Origin of the sequence: Aeromonas molluscorum, assembly GCF_051376105.1 — a bacterium.
Lineage (GTDB): Bacteria > Pseudomonadota > Gammaproteobacteria > Enterobacterales > Aeromonadaceae > Aeromonas > Aeromonas molluscorum.
In genome coordinates, this window is record NZ_JBPQCY010000001.1 from 1,389,116 (window position 1) to 1,402,878 (window position 13,763).

The window sequence follows — 13,763 nt, forward strand, 5'->3', positions numbered from 1 at the left end:
AACTATTGGTAAAAGGCCGCTGTCTATTGAGTAACACACCTCTCCTGGTTAGTGTTGCAATCCTTCTACCCGCCTCCGGCGGGTTTCTTTTTTGGCCCATTGGCTGAGGAAGGTGCCAGGGGCAACGCCTCAATAACACCAGCTGACAGGGCACTCTTGGCAAGCGCCCATAAAAAGAGGGGCCGCAGCCCCTCTCTTCACCTGCATATATCCGGCTATCAGAAGATGTACTTGACCCTGGCGCTCAGGTTGCGGCCCGGCTCCGTCATGTACTGGGTATCGGTGCCGGCAGCCTGGCCCGCCACCCGCTCGTAGCTGACATACTCTTTGTCGAACAGGTTGAAGACGCCAACGTTGAGTTGCAGATCGGTCAGCGGCTTGAACTGGGCATAGAGATCCACCACGCCCCAGCCGGCACTCTGAATGTTGTCATTGCCACGGGAGTCCTTGCTGACCTTGTTCATGTCATCGGCAAAGCGCAGCGCGGTATTGATGTTCCAATTTGGCTGTTCGAGGCGGACCCCCACTGAACCGTTGAGGGGGCTCAGGCTATTGATGTAGTTGCCTTCGCCATCTTCGCCATCGATATAAGCCAGGTTACCCCAGACATTGACCAGATCATTGAGCCAGTAGTCGGCCTTGGCTTCGACCCCCTTGGTGGTAGCTTCATCCAGGTTCTGATACTGATAGAGTGCGGTCCGACCGGAAGTACCGATGGATTGCAGCTCGATGAAGTCTTCAAACTTGTTGTAGAAGGCGGTCACTTCATAGCTGAAGCCCCCCTGGCTGCCACGCACCCCTGCATCTATGCCGTCACTGCTCTCGGACTTCAGATTGGGATTGGGTTCGATGCGATAGCCGTAAGCCTGGTGATTCAGAGTAGAGAAGGCACTGTCATACATAGGCGCCTTGAAGCCATGGCTGTATTGGGCAAACAGATTTGCCAGTTCGTGCGCCTTGTACACCAGGCCCAGTTTCGGGGAGAACTCGCCCTCGGAAATGGTCTTGAGATTATCTCCGGTATAGGCAGGATCATCAGCCGGTTTCATATGGTAATACTCGTAGCGGGCCCCCGGGGTCAGTACCCAACGATCGCCAAACTTGATCTCGTCAAAGGCCCAGAGGGCGGCACGCTGGCTGGTGGTCGAGGGGAAGCTCAACTCGCTGTAAGCGTCGAAATCTCCGGGCACGGTCGGATTCTTGATGCGAGTCCGCTCGTTATCCGTATGCTCGTACTCCAGGCCCCAGGCCAGTCGCTGGCTGGCGAGGGCCTTGCTGAACTGCACCTGGGCGCCCAGACTCTCCTGCTCGAAGCCATTGTGATCGAGCGAGTTCTTGGTCACATAAGGGTTGCGCGGATTGACCGGGTACTTGGAGGAGGCGTACTGATCCAGGGTCTGCTTGGTACGGGCGTAGTAGAGTTTGCTATCGATACGATCCGCCCAGTTGGCCCCGAGGGCAATGCCGTGATCCAGCACCACTGAGAGATTATCCGTCTCTTTGTCGGTGATGGGCTGATTGAAGACGCTCGCGGTCTTGGAGAGATCGAGTGAGTCTGGGTCCTGATTCTCGCTGAGGTAGTCGACGGTCAGCTTGAGGTATTGATCCTCATCGATATCCCATTGGCTCTTGAGCAGCACGGCATGGGTGCCGATATCGAAGTCTGTCTTGGTGGAATCGTAATTTTGAGTCACGCCGCTATCGCGCCAGGTGTAACGGATCAGGCTCTCGACATCCCCGCTGCGCAATGCACCGGTAAAACCCAGCATGCGTTGATGGCTATCGGACGCATAACCACTGGTCGCATCCAGGTAGTGATCCTTGCTGCCAAGGAAATCGCTGGCATCCTTGGTGGTGATGGCGATGACACCGCCCAGGGCGTCGGAACCATAGGCGGCAGAGGCGGGGCCCTTGGCAACCTCTACCTGCTTGATCATGTCGGTATCGAAATAACTCTGGCCAACCCCCCCCTTGCTGTAGGCATCATTCTGGCGCACCCCGTCCACCACGACCTTGACCCGGTTTTCACCCATACCACGTATGATGAAGGTCTGGGCGCTGCCCACGCCGCCAACCGCCTTGACGCCCGGTTCATAACGGAATAGATCAGCCGCATTGGTGACCATCTGCTCTTCTATCTCGGTCGCGGTGATGACGCTGACCGAACTGGCGACATCTTCCAGTTTCTGCGGCATGCGCGAGGCACTGACCACGACCACCTCGTCGGCGTTGTGCTTGGCAGTCTGGTTCTGGGCGGCGTGAAGCGGGGAAGTGAGTGCTGTCATGACCGCAATTGCGATCAAAGAGGGGGGGTTGGTATAAGCCACTGCATGTCCTTTATTGAGAATAATTATCAACACGAGCATCTTAGCCAACCATCGATAAAGATCAATGATAATCGCTATCATTTTTATTTGAATGGGGTTTACACTAGCAACCCTTTACTCGACTGTGACCGCGCACCAGCCAACCCGGCGAAGCGGTATCACCCAACCTCTGAATGCGAGAAATCATGTTGCGAATTATTGCCTTCGGCACACTATCCCTGCTACTCAGCGCCTGTACAAACCACTCGACCAGCCTCCATCACCGGGCAGCCGCGACCTTGTATGACTATCGACTTGACGATGGTGCTGGCTCGGCAATCACCCTGACCCAGGCACTGGATAAGGTGCAGGACGCCGATATTGTGCTCGTCGGGGAATTGCATACCCATCCGGCACTGCATCTGCTGGAAACCGAGTTTCTGGCGGGCTTGCAGCTGCGCGCTCAAGGCGATGGCCGCGCCCTGGTGCTCTCCATGGAACAGTTCAGTCGAGGCTCCCAACCCACCTTAGATGCCTATCTGGCTGGCCGGATTGGGGAAGCCAAACTGATCCGCGATAGCGATGCCTGGCCCAACTATGCGAGCGACTACCGTCCGCTGGTTGAGTTTGCCAAGTCGCAACGGCTCACGGTGCTCGCCGCCAATGCACCCAAGCCCCTGATCAGCTGCATCGGCCAGGAAGGCCCCGCCTGGCTGGACAAGCTGCCTGCCACCCGCCGCAGCCAGCTGGCCCGGGAACTGACCCTGGAAGATGATCCCTATCGCCGCAAGTTCATGGCCTCCATGCATCATGGCGATGCCGATACCAATAGCCGCCGCTTCGCCGCCCAGACCGGCTGGGATGACACCATGGCCGAAACCATGGTGGACTACCTCAGAGCCCATCCGGGCAGGCGCATCATGCACATTGCCGGCAATTTCCATGTAGAGGGCGGATTGGGTCTTGCCAGTCGCATTGCCAGTCGAAATCCGGCACTCAAGGTCGCGCTGGTGGTTCCCTATAGCGGCGCCAGTCAGGTTGCTGGACGCCAGCCCGAAGTGGGCGTCAACATAGAAGCTTTACCCAAACGCTGGCAAAGCGAGGGGGAAATGAAGCAAGATATGGGCGCACTGCATCAATCCCGGCAACGGGACTGCAACCAGTGGTTACAGCCCTGACAAGGGCACCAGGCCCGAGGGTAGATCAGAGCAAGATGACGGGGCACCAGGATCTCTGGCGCCCTGCAACACAGCCGAGATGGGGGACTCCCCCAGCCTCTTTGAGGAGTGCATATGGACGTGTTATTGGTTATCGATGTGCAACAAGGGCTGTTTGATCACCCACGCCATGAGGACACACAGGTGTTCTCCAATATCAATCGCCTGACCGACGGTGTGCGTCAGGGCGGTGGCCGAGTCATCTATGTGCAACATGACGAACCGGGCGGTGAACTCCATCCTGGCAGTCCGGCTTGGCAGATCCATGCCGCCCTCTCCCCAAGACCCACGGACAGCCGGGTACGCAAGGCCGCCTGTGACAGCTTTCTCGACACCGAGCTCGGCTTCCTGCTGGCGGAGCAGAGCGTGGACAGATTGATATTGTGTGGCTGCGCGACCGACTTCTGTGTCGATACCACAGTGCGCAGCGCCGCCTCCCACGGCTTCGACGTCACCGTGGCCCAAGATGCCCATACCACAGCCGACCGGGCTCACCTGAAGGCCGATGCCATCATCAAGCACCATAACTGGATGTGGGAAAACCTGGCCCTGCCGGGAGACCGTCTCGTCCTGGTTCAACCCACCGAACAGATTATTTGATGAAATTTTCCGTGCGCCCCTACCCAGCTCTGCTAATCGTCATGCTGCCGGGCCTGGTTGCCTGTGGCTTTACTCAGCCATCGGATCAGCCTCCCCCTCTGTTCAGCACTCATATCAATGAGGAGGGCAGCAAACGCTTCCTGTTCGAAGCGGCACCGCTGGAGACATTGCCCACCCGGCTGCAGGATGACGATGGTAGCAAGTTGCAGCGCCAGCAGAGCCTGCTCGAACGGCGCACCGCCCTGCAGGATACCCAGCTCCAACAAACGCTGGAGGAGCGGGGCTACTGCCATCAGGGTTTCATAGTGCTGAGCCAGACCTCCTGGCGCATCAGGGGCGAATGCAATGAGACTGCCAATGACAGGGATCGCCAGGCCTTCCCCAACCGGGTTGACTGGCAGGGTTGATGAAGGTTGAAATACCCGATATAAAAACGGACAGCCAAGGCTGTCCGTTTTTATATCGAAGCGGCGCTTAAAGTACCTGATCGGTACTGGCGATCTCTTCGCTGCTATCGAGGCGCTTGTGGCCCTCGACCAGATGAACCACATCTATCAGCTCATCACTCGAGACCTGGAATGCCTGGCCGAACCCTTTGACGAACAGACCTTGCTGAGGCTTGAGGCAAAACAGCTTGAAGTCTTCCAATCTGGACAGACCGGCAATGATATCGCCGAAACGCTCCTGCAGGGCAGTCACCGCGACTTGCCAACGGCCATCGTCCCGCGCCACCACCTCGGCACTGGCATCGAAGGTGAGGCGTTTGCGAGCAAACAGCTCACGAGCACCGCTTTCATCTTCGATCAACATCAGTGAGACCTGAGGCACCTGTTGCAAGTTACGGGCATGACGCGCTATCTCGGAGATAAGCACGTAGTAACCATCGGATTGCAGTACAAAGGGGGCATAGCTGGCATTGGGTCGGCCCTCGCTGTCGACCGTTGCCAACTGCAGGGTGCGGCAAGCGTCACGAAACTCACGGATTTCCGGCTGCAACCGATTCTGAAGACGCTCCTGACGTTCACTCATGCTTTGACTTCCTCTTGATGCTGATGGCGCAGGGCCATGAAACGCTCGACTTGGGCGGGGAGCAGCTGGCGCTTCTCATCCCGCCCCAGATAGACCTTGAAGATGCAGCGGCCAGTGTGGCCAAAGAACTGGAAGGAGTGACCCTCCTTGCCCATGAACAGCTTGCTGACCAGGACCACGTGCATGACGTTGTCGAGTTTGAGATGGCCGTGCATCTCGCCATCACGCCCCATCAGGTTGTAATAACCCCGGGCATTCTTACCCTTGGGGAAAGGCGCCTTCACTTCGAAGATGGATCCCTCAGATTCCACAATGGTGGTCACCTGCCCCCAATCGGCCAGATCCGCCAGCAGCCCCTCGGCCTGCTCCCCCGCCACTAGCGTCACGAGCTCGGCTGGCAGATGGCGAACCACTTCCCATTCACTGACTGCCAGCTGGCTCGCTATGCTCGATGGGTGAGCGCCGGGATCCTGTTCCAGCAGTTCATGAATGCGCAGTGCAATGCTCATCTGTTTTCTCCCTCGGGACTCACATCCCCTCTGCAAATCGTGGTGGCACTCTAATAAAAGAAGCCCAAAAACACAATTGATAATTATTTGCATTTATGTTCATAATTAAATTCTAGCAACCAATCCTGCTCACCCCTATCTATCTTCTGGAGATTAGCATGGCCCCACGCCTTGCCCTCGCCCTTTGGCTGAGTTGCATCCCCCTGTCCGGCTCCATCATGGCGGCAGAACGCATCATCAGCGTAGGCCCCGCCACCACTGAGCTGATCCTGGCGCTGGGTGGCGAAAAACAACTCGTTGCGACCGACATCAGCAGTCAGGATCCCAAGGGGTTACCCCGGGTTGGTTATCACCGGGCCCTGGCGGCGGAGGGGATATTGAGCCTCTCCCCTACCCTGGTGGTTGGCAGCGATGAGATGGGGCCCAAAGCCACACTGGAGCAGCTCGGCCGTGCTGGCGTCAAAGTGGAGGTGCAAGCCACCGCACCTACCCTGGCCAACCTGCAACTGCGCATAACCACACTTGCCAAGCTGCTCGGCGATAAGCAAGCCGGTGAGAGATTGAACGAGCGCGTCACTCAAGAGGCAGCCCGCCTCGCCACTGACGCGAAACAGAACAAGCCGCTCACAGTGGTCTTCCTGCTGCTGCACAAGGGACAACCCACCAGCATTGCCGGTGGCGATACCACGGCCAGCGCCCTGATCACCCTCGCTGGCGGTGTCAATCCAGTCGCCACTTTGCGCGGTTACAAACCCGTCTCGACCGAGTCATTGATCGAGATGCAGCCCGATCTGGTACTGGTCAGTGGCCGAGACTGGCAGCAATATCAACATCCCCAAGCCGTGTTGCAGCAAGTCTCCTCCCTTCGTGCGACACCGGCTGGCAAGCGCCTCGCCATTCATGCCATTGATGGTCACGCCCTGCAGGGCGGGCTTAGCCTGATGACCCTGGCACAGGCCAGCAAGGTCGCTGGCTGGATCAAACAGGGTTCATGATGCGACTGCCGCTTTCCTGGCTACTGCTTGGCCTCAGTCTGCTGCTAACCGGGCTCTTGCTCGGCTCCCTGGCGACAGGGCCGCTGCCTCTCTCTTTGACTGAGAGTCTGCAGGCGCTGCTGGCTGGCGAGACCAGTCAGCTTGCACCTCACAAGTTGCTGGTAGTACAGGAGATCCGTTTACCACGTACCCTGCTCTGTCTGGCAGTGGGCGGCATACTCGGCCTGTGCGGCGCCGTGATGCAGGGGCTGTTTCGCAACCCCCTTGCCGATCCCGGCATCATAGGGGTCTCCGGGGGCGCAGCCTTGGGAGCCGCCCTGGCCATAGTGCTGCTGGCGCCTCTGGATCAGCAGCTGCAAGCCAAGCTTGGCCTCGGCCTGCTGCCCCTGCTTGCCTTTCTCGGCGGCGCTCTCACCACGACCCTGGTCTATCTGCTCGGCAGCCGCCAGGGGGGCACGTCCGTCACCGTCATGCTGCTGGCCGGGGTGGCCATCACCGCGTTATCGGGCGCCGCGATGGGGCTGCTCAGTTATCTGGCTGACGATCAGATGCTGAGGGATCTCAGCCTGTGGCAGATGGGGACACTCGCGGCAGGGAAGCCCGCCGACATGCTGCTTGCCCTCGCGACCCTGGCTATACTCCTGCTGCTATTTGTCCGGGATGCCGGTCCGCTCAATGCCCTGCTGCTGGGGGAGCCCGAAGCCCGTCATCTCGGTGTCAATGTGCAGTCCCTGAAGCGGCGGCTGATCCTGCTCACCGCTGCCGGAGTCGGTGTCGCCGTGGCGATCGCGGGCATGATAGGTTTCGTCGGCCTGGTCGTGCCGCACCTGGTGCGGCTGCTGTGCGGGCCCAACCATGTCCGGCTGTTACCACTGTCAGCCCTGATCGGCGCGGCCTTGCTGCTGGGGGCCGACATGCTGGCCCGAACGCTGCTGGCGCCAGCCGAATTGCCCGTCGGTATCATCACGGCCCTGCTCGGTGCCCCTTTCTTCCTCTGGCTGCTGCTGCGCGGCCGCCGCACACTCTAGGCATCCATGTCCCTCGCCCCCCAACACAATCCGGCCCAGCCACTGCTCAGTTGCCAGGCCGTCAACCTGCGCCGCGGTGACAAACATATACTGCGCGATCTGAACCTGACCCTGAGTGGCGGCACTCTCACCGCTCTGCTCGGCCCCAATGGCGCGGGCAAGAGCAGCCTGCTCAAGTGCCTCACCGGCGAGCTCGATTATGGAGGAGAGATACGGCTATTCGGCCAGCCCCGCGCGCAATGGCAGGCCAATATCCTGGCCCATCGACTGGGAGTGCTGCCCCAAAGCTCATCCTTGAACTTTCCGTTTCTGTGTAAAGAGGTGGTGACCATGGGCCGCTTGCCTCATAGCGAGCCGACGGCGCGCCAGGGCGAGATAGTCAGAGCCGCCATGGCGCATTGCGGGGTCGAACATCTGGCCAATCGTCTCTACCCCGGGCTATCGGGAGGTGAGCGTCAGCGGGTGCAGTTCGCCCGGGTACTGGCACAAATCTGGCAGGCGCCCAATGCATTGAGCTGCCCCAGGCTGCTGCTGCTCGATGAGCCCACCTCGGCACTGGATCTCAAATACCAGCATCAGCTGCTCACCCTGGCACGTGCCTTGGCGGCCCGTGATACCGCGGTACTGGTGGTGTTGCACGATCTCAATCTCGCCGCCCGTTACGCCGATCGCCTGCTGATGCTGGCCGATGGCAAGCTGATGGCCGACGGCTCGCCCGCCGAGGTGCTGACTCCGGCCCTTATCCAGTCTCTCTATGATTACCCTGCCGAGGTCATGCTTCACCCCCAGAGCGGCCTTCCCATCGTCAGCTAGGCAGAGTGAAACAGCGAAAAGAGCGCCCTGAGGCGCTCTTTTCAATGGGGTCGTCGTTCTGGATTCAGGCTATCTGATAACGGCCCGGCTTGTGGTTGAGTGTCAACATCAGGTTACAGATGATGGCCGCCACCACGGAAAGAGCCAGCAGCCAAGGGGATACCACGAAGAAAGAGGTGATGACGATGGCGCAATCAAGCCCCATCTGTAGCTTGCCAGCCCGGATGCCGAATCTGTCCTGGATAAATAGCGCCAGGATATTGAAGCCCCCCAGACTCGATTTATGGCGAAACATGATGAGCAGTCCCATGCCAATCAAGGTACCGCCAATCAGCGCCGCATAAATGGGCTCAATCTTGCCTATCTGCAAGACGCCATTGAGGTGATCCGTCATGAAAGATACCGCGGCGACCGAAACGAAGGTGTTGAGGGTAAAACGGGGCCCCATCCTGAGCCAGGCCAATGCATAAAACGGCAGGTTGATGCCGAAGAACAGCAGGCCAAAACTGAGCCCCGTCAACTGTTGCAGCAGCAACGCCAGGCCAGCGGTCCCGCCGGTGAGCAGTCCCACCTGATGAAACAGAAAAATACCAAGAGAGACGAAGCCTGCGGCGATCAGCAAAGCCAGCACATCCTCATAGAGAGGATGCGTACGGGGATGGGGGGTCTTGTCCATAAGTCATATCCGTTTGCGAAGGGGTGCGCCTTCATTGAGCGAGGCGAGTGCGGGCCCTCTGTCCAGGGCCTTCTTGATTCACACCAGTCTATTTTCTGTGAACAAGATCACAATAGCGTACCGGCATGCACCAACTTGGCTTCTGTCACCTCACCTTGACAGCGGTTGCACCAATATAAAGCGATGCTACCTGACACCCGGGTCCGGGATCGCCAATCGATACCTCTGTTTTCAACAGGCAGAACTCAGCCAGTAGCAGATATTCACCAAGCGGGCATAGACGCAACGCTCATGATCAACAACACGCCATTCACTGGAAAGCCGCCGGTTACTGTCCCATCAGGGCACGGCTCAGCAGAACCCGAATGGGAATGAGAAAGGTATGGGCCGACACCTGTTTGGATTGCAGCGCCCCCCTCTCAGGAACAGGAAGAAGCTCAGCCCCGTGTGCGGCTGGGGCGCGGATCTTGGCCCGTTATATGCCAACCCGGGCCTGCACCAGTGATCCGCAGCTTTATTGATACCATGAGCCAATTGATGTCCAACTCAGGCAAAGAACGCGGGGAACCATCCACCAGGGGCTGGCTCTTCAGTGACAGGAAACAAGAACAAGCTGGACACCCGGCTACAGCGGGCCTTATTGGGAAATATCCATGTCAGCCCCTTCAGTGCAAGGCTCCTCGGCCTGCAACCCTTCAATCATGATGGCAGCAATCTCGTCATAAGCACCTGACCAGGCAAGTGCCAGGGCTGGCGTGAAGTGTTCCCCCAGTCGGCATGCCATCACCCGGGTCATGGCCTCCTTGACCAGATCGAAATGGACGGGCAGCACGCCATACTGCCGATGCCGCTCGCCAAGGTGGCGAATGATGAAGCGCAGGGAGTCAAGTTGCTCCAGGCTGGTCAGGACGGTGTTGAGGGTCTGGGCCATCTTGTCGATCAAACGGTCATCCGTCAGGGAAAACATCGGCTCCAGCCGCTCATCGAGGCGAAACAACTCCTGATAAATCTCTCAAACGAATGTATTGCTAAACAGAGAAATACGACTCCAGGCCCGCTGTACCAGATCGATCTCATCAAAGGTCATAGACAATCCTTAGCCATCCTCGCTCCTCGTCCCGAGGAAGCCACAGAATATTAATAATAAAATAGTTATTAACACTGTATTTGACATCACCTTAATTCATCAATAGATGGCCATTGCTGCGGTTTACTTCGGCGTCATGGCGCCTGAGGATAAGTTCCAGACCATTTCGTTCTTGAACCTCGCCATACCATAACCACAGAGTCCACCCTCTGGCTGGCACTTACTCCCCGTTTCCCCTATAGGTACTGGTCATTGATGGGAGAGATATCATGGTGAACTGGCCCAATACGCTGTTGTTTATGCTATTGCCCCTGCTGTTGATCAGTACAGGGATAGCAGAGGCAGCCACCAAGGAACCCTTTCGTCAGGCACCCCGAGCCATCAACGCCCTCCAGCAGGGCCAGGCGGCTCAAAGTCGGGGCAACATCAGCCAGGCGATACGGCTCTATTGCGTCGCCGCCAGCACGGGCAATCCTGAAGGTTATTATCGTATTGGCCGTCTGCTTGCCCCCCGCAACCCTAAACTGGCCAACGGCTATCTCTCAATGGCGATGCGCCTGGGCAACCAGCAAGCCGCCCGCTACTACAACAGCCGGGTCGGCAATGTCCCCATGGGGGACAACTGCGGCGCCGGAGTCAGTGGCGGCGGCGGCTACTTCGCCGTTCCCACAACCCCTTTCAACCTCGACGCCTATCTGGCACGACAATCCCCCGCCAAGCGCAAGCTCGCCAACCAGTTGCGCCAGGCAGCCAATCGCCACGACATAGACCCACGCCTGGTGTTGGCCATCGCCATCGCCGAATCCAATCTAGAAGCTGGCGCCATCTCCCCCAAGAATGCCCAGGGCGTGATGCAACTCATCCCCGCCACCCAGGTCCGCTTTGGTGTTACTCGCCCTTTCGATCCCGAGCAGAACATCCGTGGCGCCATGGCCTATCTCAAGTGGCTGCATCGCCGCTTCGACGGTGACTGGGTATTGATGTCGGCGGCCTACAACGCCGGGGAAAAATCAGTGGATCAATACGGCGGCATCCCCCCCTATGCCGAGACCCAGCAGTATGTGCGCAAGGTGCTCTACTTCGCGGGCAAGGATCCCGCCCCCAATCAGGTCAGCAGCCGAACCATCAGGCCGCCAGCCCACCGCTGAGTCCGCACAGAACCTTGTGCGGCACCTCACTCCTCCCCCCCATCGCCTGCCATTATCGGCCGATATTTCCACACCGGCATCGACTTTCCCCCCGTCGGCCATTGGTTTACAATCGCACCGTTATTCGGAACCGGCTGGCCCCTGTCGCCAGTTGGCCCCACCACGACATCAGCCTGTTGACACAAGAAAGTTAACCTGATGAAAAGGAAAGAGAATTAGCCAATGGCTCAATTTATTTACACCATGAACCGGGTCGGTAAAGTCGTACCGCCCAAGCGTCATATTCTCAAGAATATCTCCCTCTCCTTCTTCCCCGGCGCCAAGATCGGCGTGCTGGGTCTGAATGGCGCCGGTAAATCCACCCTGCTGCGCATCATGGCAGGGCTGGACACCGAGATCGAAGGGGAAGCCCGCCCGCAGCCCGGCATCAAGATTGGCTACCTGCCCCAGGAGCCGAAGCTGGATCCGGAACAGACCGTTCGCGAAGCCGTGGAAGAGGCGGTAGGCGAAGTCAAACGTGCCATGGCTCGTCTGGACGAGGTCTATGCCGCCTATGCCGATCCGGATGCCGATTTTGACAAGCTGGCCCGCGAACAGGGTGAGCTGGAGGCCATCATCGAATCCCAAGGTGGCCACAACATGGAAAACCAGCTGGAGCGCGCCGCCGATGCCCTGCGTCTGCCCGCCTGGGATGCCAAGATCCAGCACCTCTCCGGTGGTGAGCGCCGCCGTGTGGCCCTTTGCCGCCTGCTGCTGGAAAAGCCGGACATGCTGCTGCTGGATGAACCGACCAACCACCTGGATGCGGAATCCGTAGCCTGGCTGGAGCGCTTCCTGCACGACTACGAGGGCACTGTGGTCGCCATCACCCACGATCGCTACTTCCTCGACAACGTGGCTGGCTGGATCCTGGAGCTGGACCGCGGCGAAGGCATTCCGTGGGAAGGCAACTACTCCTCCTGGCTGGAGCAAAAAGATGCCCGTCTTGCGCAAGAGGCCAGCTCCGAGGCGGCTCGTCGCAAGTCCATCGAGAAAGAGCTCGAGTGGGTTCGTCAGAATCCCAAAGGCCGTCAGGCCAAGTCCAAGGCCCGGATGGCGCGCTTCGAGGAGCTCAACAACAACGACTACCAGAAGCGCAACGAGACCAACGAGCTGTTCATTCCGCCCGGACCCCGCCTCGGCGACAAGGTGCTGGAAGTGAGCAACCTGCGTAAATCCTATGGGGACCGCGTGTTGATCGACGATCTCTCCTTCGCCATTCCGAAGGGGGCCATCGTCGGTATCATTGGCCCGAACGGTGCAGGTAAATCAACTCTGTTCCGCATGATGTCGGGCCAGGAGCAACCGGATTCCGGCACCATCAGCTTGGGCGACACAGTGGTGCTGGCCTCGGTGGATCAATTCCGCGACAGCATGGACGACAAGAAGACGGTGTTCCAGGAAGTGGCGGATGGCCAGGATATACTGCGCATCGGCAACCATGAGTTCCCGAGCCGCGCCTATATCGGCCGCTTCAACTTCAAGGGGGCGGATCAGCAGAAGCGGGTCGGCGAGCTCTCCGGGGGTGAACGTGGCCGTCTGCACCTGGCCAAACTGTTGCAAACCGGCGGCAACGTCTTGCTCCTCGATGAACCGACCAACGATCTGGACATCGAAACCCTGCGTGCCCTGGAGAACGCCCTGCTGGAGTTCCCGGGCTGTGCCATGGTCATCTCTCACGATCGCTGGTTCCTCGACCGCATCGCCACCCACATTCTGGATTACCAGGACGAGGGCAACATCGCCTTCTTCGAGGGTAACTTCACCGAATATGAAGAGTGGAAGAAGAAAACCTACGGCGCCGAGTCGGTCCAGCCACACAGAGCCAAGTACAAACGCATCACCAAATAAGGGTGATGGCATGACAAGGGGAGCTCAGGCTCCCCTTTTTACTGCCTTTTGACTTACAATCTCCCCGTCTTCCCTACAGATGCCCACCGATGACTCAGATGACTGTCACCGCCAAGAGACTCACCATCCAGATCCGGCTCGAACCCGGTTGCCTGGGCCCCGATGGCAAGGCGCACATAGATACCTTCTGTGCCGCCGCCACCCGGATTTTTGCGGCCATCGAGCCCGAACGGCTGCACTGGGTCCTGCTGCCACGCCATGACAAGCAGTTGCCGGAGCAGGAGTTCTTCATCGACGATCGCAAGTTGAGCGAGGAGCAAGCCACGCAACTGATTGCGCGCATGGGGCTGGTCCTTGCCACCTTGCAGGAACGCAGCGATGCCATGCTGGCACTGCTGGTCGAACGCTACTTCAAGACCCTCTGAACCTCCCCAGGACGACAACTGAGCCTCGCACGCCCCCCTC

At 58.8% G+C, this 13,763-nt stretch carries 14 protein-coding genes; 9 read left to right on the forward strand and 5 right to left on the reverse strand.

All coding sequences use genetic code 11. The features are described 5' to 3' along the window. Positions 1–218: 218 nt before the first annotated feature. Positions 219–2,366 carry a TonB-dependent hemoglobin/transferrin/lactoferrin family receptor gene (locus ACSMDR_RS06615; protein WP_005896748.1) on the reverse strand — a complete coding sequence of 716 codons (2,148 nt, stop codon included), beginning with the start codon at positions 2,364–2,366 and terminating at the stop codon, positions 219–221. Between the two features lie 146 nt (positions 2,367–2,512). Between ACSMDR_RS06615 and ACSMDR_RS06620 the strand changes: the two genes are divergently transcribed. The 3 genes from ACSMDR_RS06620 (at position 2,513) to ACSMDR_RS06630 (ending at position 4,530) form a co-directional block, all read left to right on the forward strand. Then, entirely contained in the window at positions 2,513–3,484 is a 972-nt protein-coding gene (locus ACSMDR_RS06620) for a ChaN family lipoprotein (protein ID WP_436467691.1), read from the forward strand. A 114-nt stretch (positions 3,485–3,598) separates the two neighbouring features. Continuing rightward, complete coding sequence (locus tag ACSMDR_RS06625) at positions 3,599–4,123, forward strand: cysteine hydrolase family protein (RefSeq protein WP_005896754.1); 525 nt, start codon at positions 3,599–3,601, stop codon at positions 4,121–4,123. Beyond that, positions 4,123–4,530 carry a hypothetical protein gene (locus ACSMDR_RS06630; protein WP_005896757.1) on the forward strand — a complete coding sequence of 136 codons (408 nt, stop codon included), beginning with the start codon at positions 4,123–4,125 and terminating at the stop codon, positions 4,528–4,530. Before ACSMDR_RS06625 ends, ACSMDR_RS06630 begins: the two co-directional genes overlap by 1 nt. A 67-nt stretch (positions 4,531–4,597) precedes the next feature. Here the strand turns inward: ACSMDR_RS06630 and hutZ are convergent, their stop codons facing one another. Both hutZ and hutX read right to left on the reverse strand, forming a co-directional pair. Further along, a complete protein-coding gene (hutZ, locus tag ACSMDR_RS06635; protein WP_436467692.1) occupies positions 4,598–5,152 on the reverse strand; it encodes a heme utilization protein HutZ in 555 nt (184 codons plus the stop codon). Continuing rightward, positions 5,149–5,661 carry a heme utilization cystosolic carrier protein HutX gene (hutX, locus tag ACSMDR_RS06640; RefSeq protein ID WP_436467693.1) on the reverse strand — a complete coding sequence of 171 codons (513 nt, stop codon included), beginning with the start codon at positions 5,659–5,661 and terminating at the stop codon, positions 5,149–5,151. The genes hutZ and hutX overlap by 4 nt, the downstream gene beginning before the upstream one ends. 158 nt (positions 5,662–5,819) lie before the next feature. On the opposite strand from hutX, the gene ACSMDR_RS06645 reads away from it, so the two are divergent. Genes ACSMDR_RS06645 through ACSMDR_RS06655 form a run of 3 tightly spaced genes read left to right on the forward strand, consistent with a single transcriptional unit; the run spans position 5,820 to position 8,497 of the window. Continuing rightward, a complete protein-coding gene (locus ACSMDR_RS06645; protein ID WP_436467694.1) occupies positions 5,820–6,656 on the forward strand; it encodes a heme/hemin ABC transporter substrate-binding protein in 837 nt (278 codons plus the stop codon). Next, complete coding sequence (locus tag ACSMDR_RS06650) at positions 6,653–7,684, forward strand: FecCD family ABC transporter permease (protein WP_436467695.1); 1,032 nt, start codon at positions 6,653–6,655, stop codon at positions 7,682–7,684. Before ACSMDR_RS06645 ends, ACSMDR_RS06650 begins: the two co-directional genes overlap by 4 nt. 6 nt (positions 7,685–7,690) lie before the next feature. After that, entirely contained in the window at positions 7,691–8,497 is an 807-nt protein-coding gene (locus tag ACSMDR_RS06655) for a heme ABC transporter ATP-binding protein (protein WP_436467696.1), read from the forward strand. Between the two features lie 64 nt (positions 8,498–8,561). Here ACSMDR_RS06655 and ACSMDR_RS06660 read toward each other — a convergent pair whose 3' ends face one another. Further along, the gene (locus ACSMDR_RS06660; RefSeq protein ID WP_005893760.1) at positions 8,562–9,173 is read right to left on the reverse strand and encodes a DUF6198 family protein; all 612 of its coding nucleotides are present in this window, start codon (positions 9,171–9,173) and stop codon (positions 8,562–8,564) included. Between the two features lie 637 nt (positions 9,174–9,810). Next, on the reverse strand, positions 9,811–10,170 hold the full coding sequence (locus ACSMDR_RS06665) for a globin domain-containing protein (protein WP_436467697.1): 360 nt from the start codon (positions 10,168–10,170) through the stop codon (positions 9,811–9,813). A gap of 359 nt (positions 10,171–10,529) precedes the next feature. Here ACSMDR_RS06665 and ACSMDR_RS06670 point away from each other — a divergent pair, with 359 nt between their 5' ends. The 3 genes from ACSMDR_RS06670 to ACSMDR_RS06680 all read left to right on the forward strand — a co-directional run bounded on the left by ACSMDR_RS06670 (position 10,530) and on the right by ACSMDR_RS06680 (position 13,723). Then, positions 10,530–11,408, forward strand: coding sequence for a lytic transglycosylase domain-containing protein (locus tag ACSMDR_RS06670; RefSeq protein ID WP_436467698.1), 879 nt, complete (start codon positions 10,530–10,532; stop codon positions 11,406–11,408). Between the two features lie 222 nt (positions 11,409–11,630). Continuing rightward, positions 11,631–13,298 (forward strand): energy-dependent translational throttle protein EttA, encoded by a 1,668-nt coding sequence (ettA, locus tag ACSMDR_RS06675; RefSeq protein ID WP_005893764.1) that lies wholly within the window; start codon positions 11,631–11,633, stop codon positions 13,296–13,298. Positions 13,299–13,387: 89 nt separating this feature from the next. After that, positions 13,388–13,723 carry a hypothetical protein gene (locus ACSMDR_RS06680; protein ID WP_005893765.1) on the forward strand — a complete coding sequence of 112 codons (336 nt, stop codon included), beginning with the start codon at positions 13,388–13,390 and terminating at the stop codon, positions 13,721–13,723. Positions 13,724–13,763: the final 40 nt, after the last annotated feature.

Coding starts and splice junctions, on each gene's coding strand:
- ACSMDR_RS06630 (WP_005896757.1), top strand. CDS start 4,123: ATGAAATTTTCCGTGCGCCCCTACCCAGCTCTGCTAATCGTCATGCTG.
- hutZ (WP_436467692.1), bottom strand. CDS start 5,152: ATGAGTGAACGTCAGGAGCGTCTTCAGAATCGGTTGCAGCCGGAAATC.
- hutX (WP_436467693.1), bottom strand. CDS start 5,661: ATGAGCATTGCACTGCGCATTCATGAACTGCTGGAACAGGATCCCGGC.
- ACSMDR_RS06620 (WP_436467691.1), top strand. CDS start 2,513: ATGTTGCGAATTATTGCCTTCGGCACACTATCCCTGCTACTCAGCGCC.
- ACSMDR_RS06680 (WP_005893765.1), top strand. CDS start 13,388: ATGACTCAGATGACTGTCACCGCCAAGAGACTCACCATCCAGATCCGG.
- ettA (WP_005893764.1), top strand. CDS start 11,631: ATGGCTCAATTTATTTACACCATGAACCGGGTCGGTAAAGTCGTACCG.
- ACSMDR_RS06625 (WP_005896754.1), top strand. CDS start 3,599: ATGGACGTGTTATTGGTTATCGATGTGCAACAAGGGCTGTTTGATCAC.
- ACSMDR_RS06645 (WP_436467694.1), top strand. CDS start 5,820: ATGGCCCCACGCCTTGCCCTCGCCCTTTGGCTGAGTTGCATCCCCCTG.
- ACSMDR_RS06660 (WP_005893760.1), bottom strand. CDS start 9,173: ATGGACAAGACCCCCCATCCCCGTACGCATCCTCTCTATGAGGATGTG.
- ACSMDR_RS06670 (WP_436467698.1), top strand. CDS start 10,530: ATGGTGAACTGGCCCAATACGCTGTTGTTTATGCTATTGCCCCTGCTG.
- ACSMDR_RS06650 (WP_436467695.1), top strand. CDS start 6,653: ATGATGCGACTGCCGCTTTCCTGGCTACTGCTTGGCCTCAGTCTGCTG.
- ACSMDR_RS06655 (WP_436467696.1), top strand. CDS start 7,691: ATGTCCCTCGCCCCCCAACACAATCCGGCCCAGCCACTGCTCAGTTGC.
- ACSMDR_RS06615 (WP_005896748.1), bottom strand. CDS start 2,366: ATGCTCGTGTTGATAATTATTCTCAATAAAGGACATGCAGTGGCTTAT.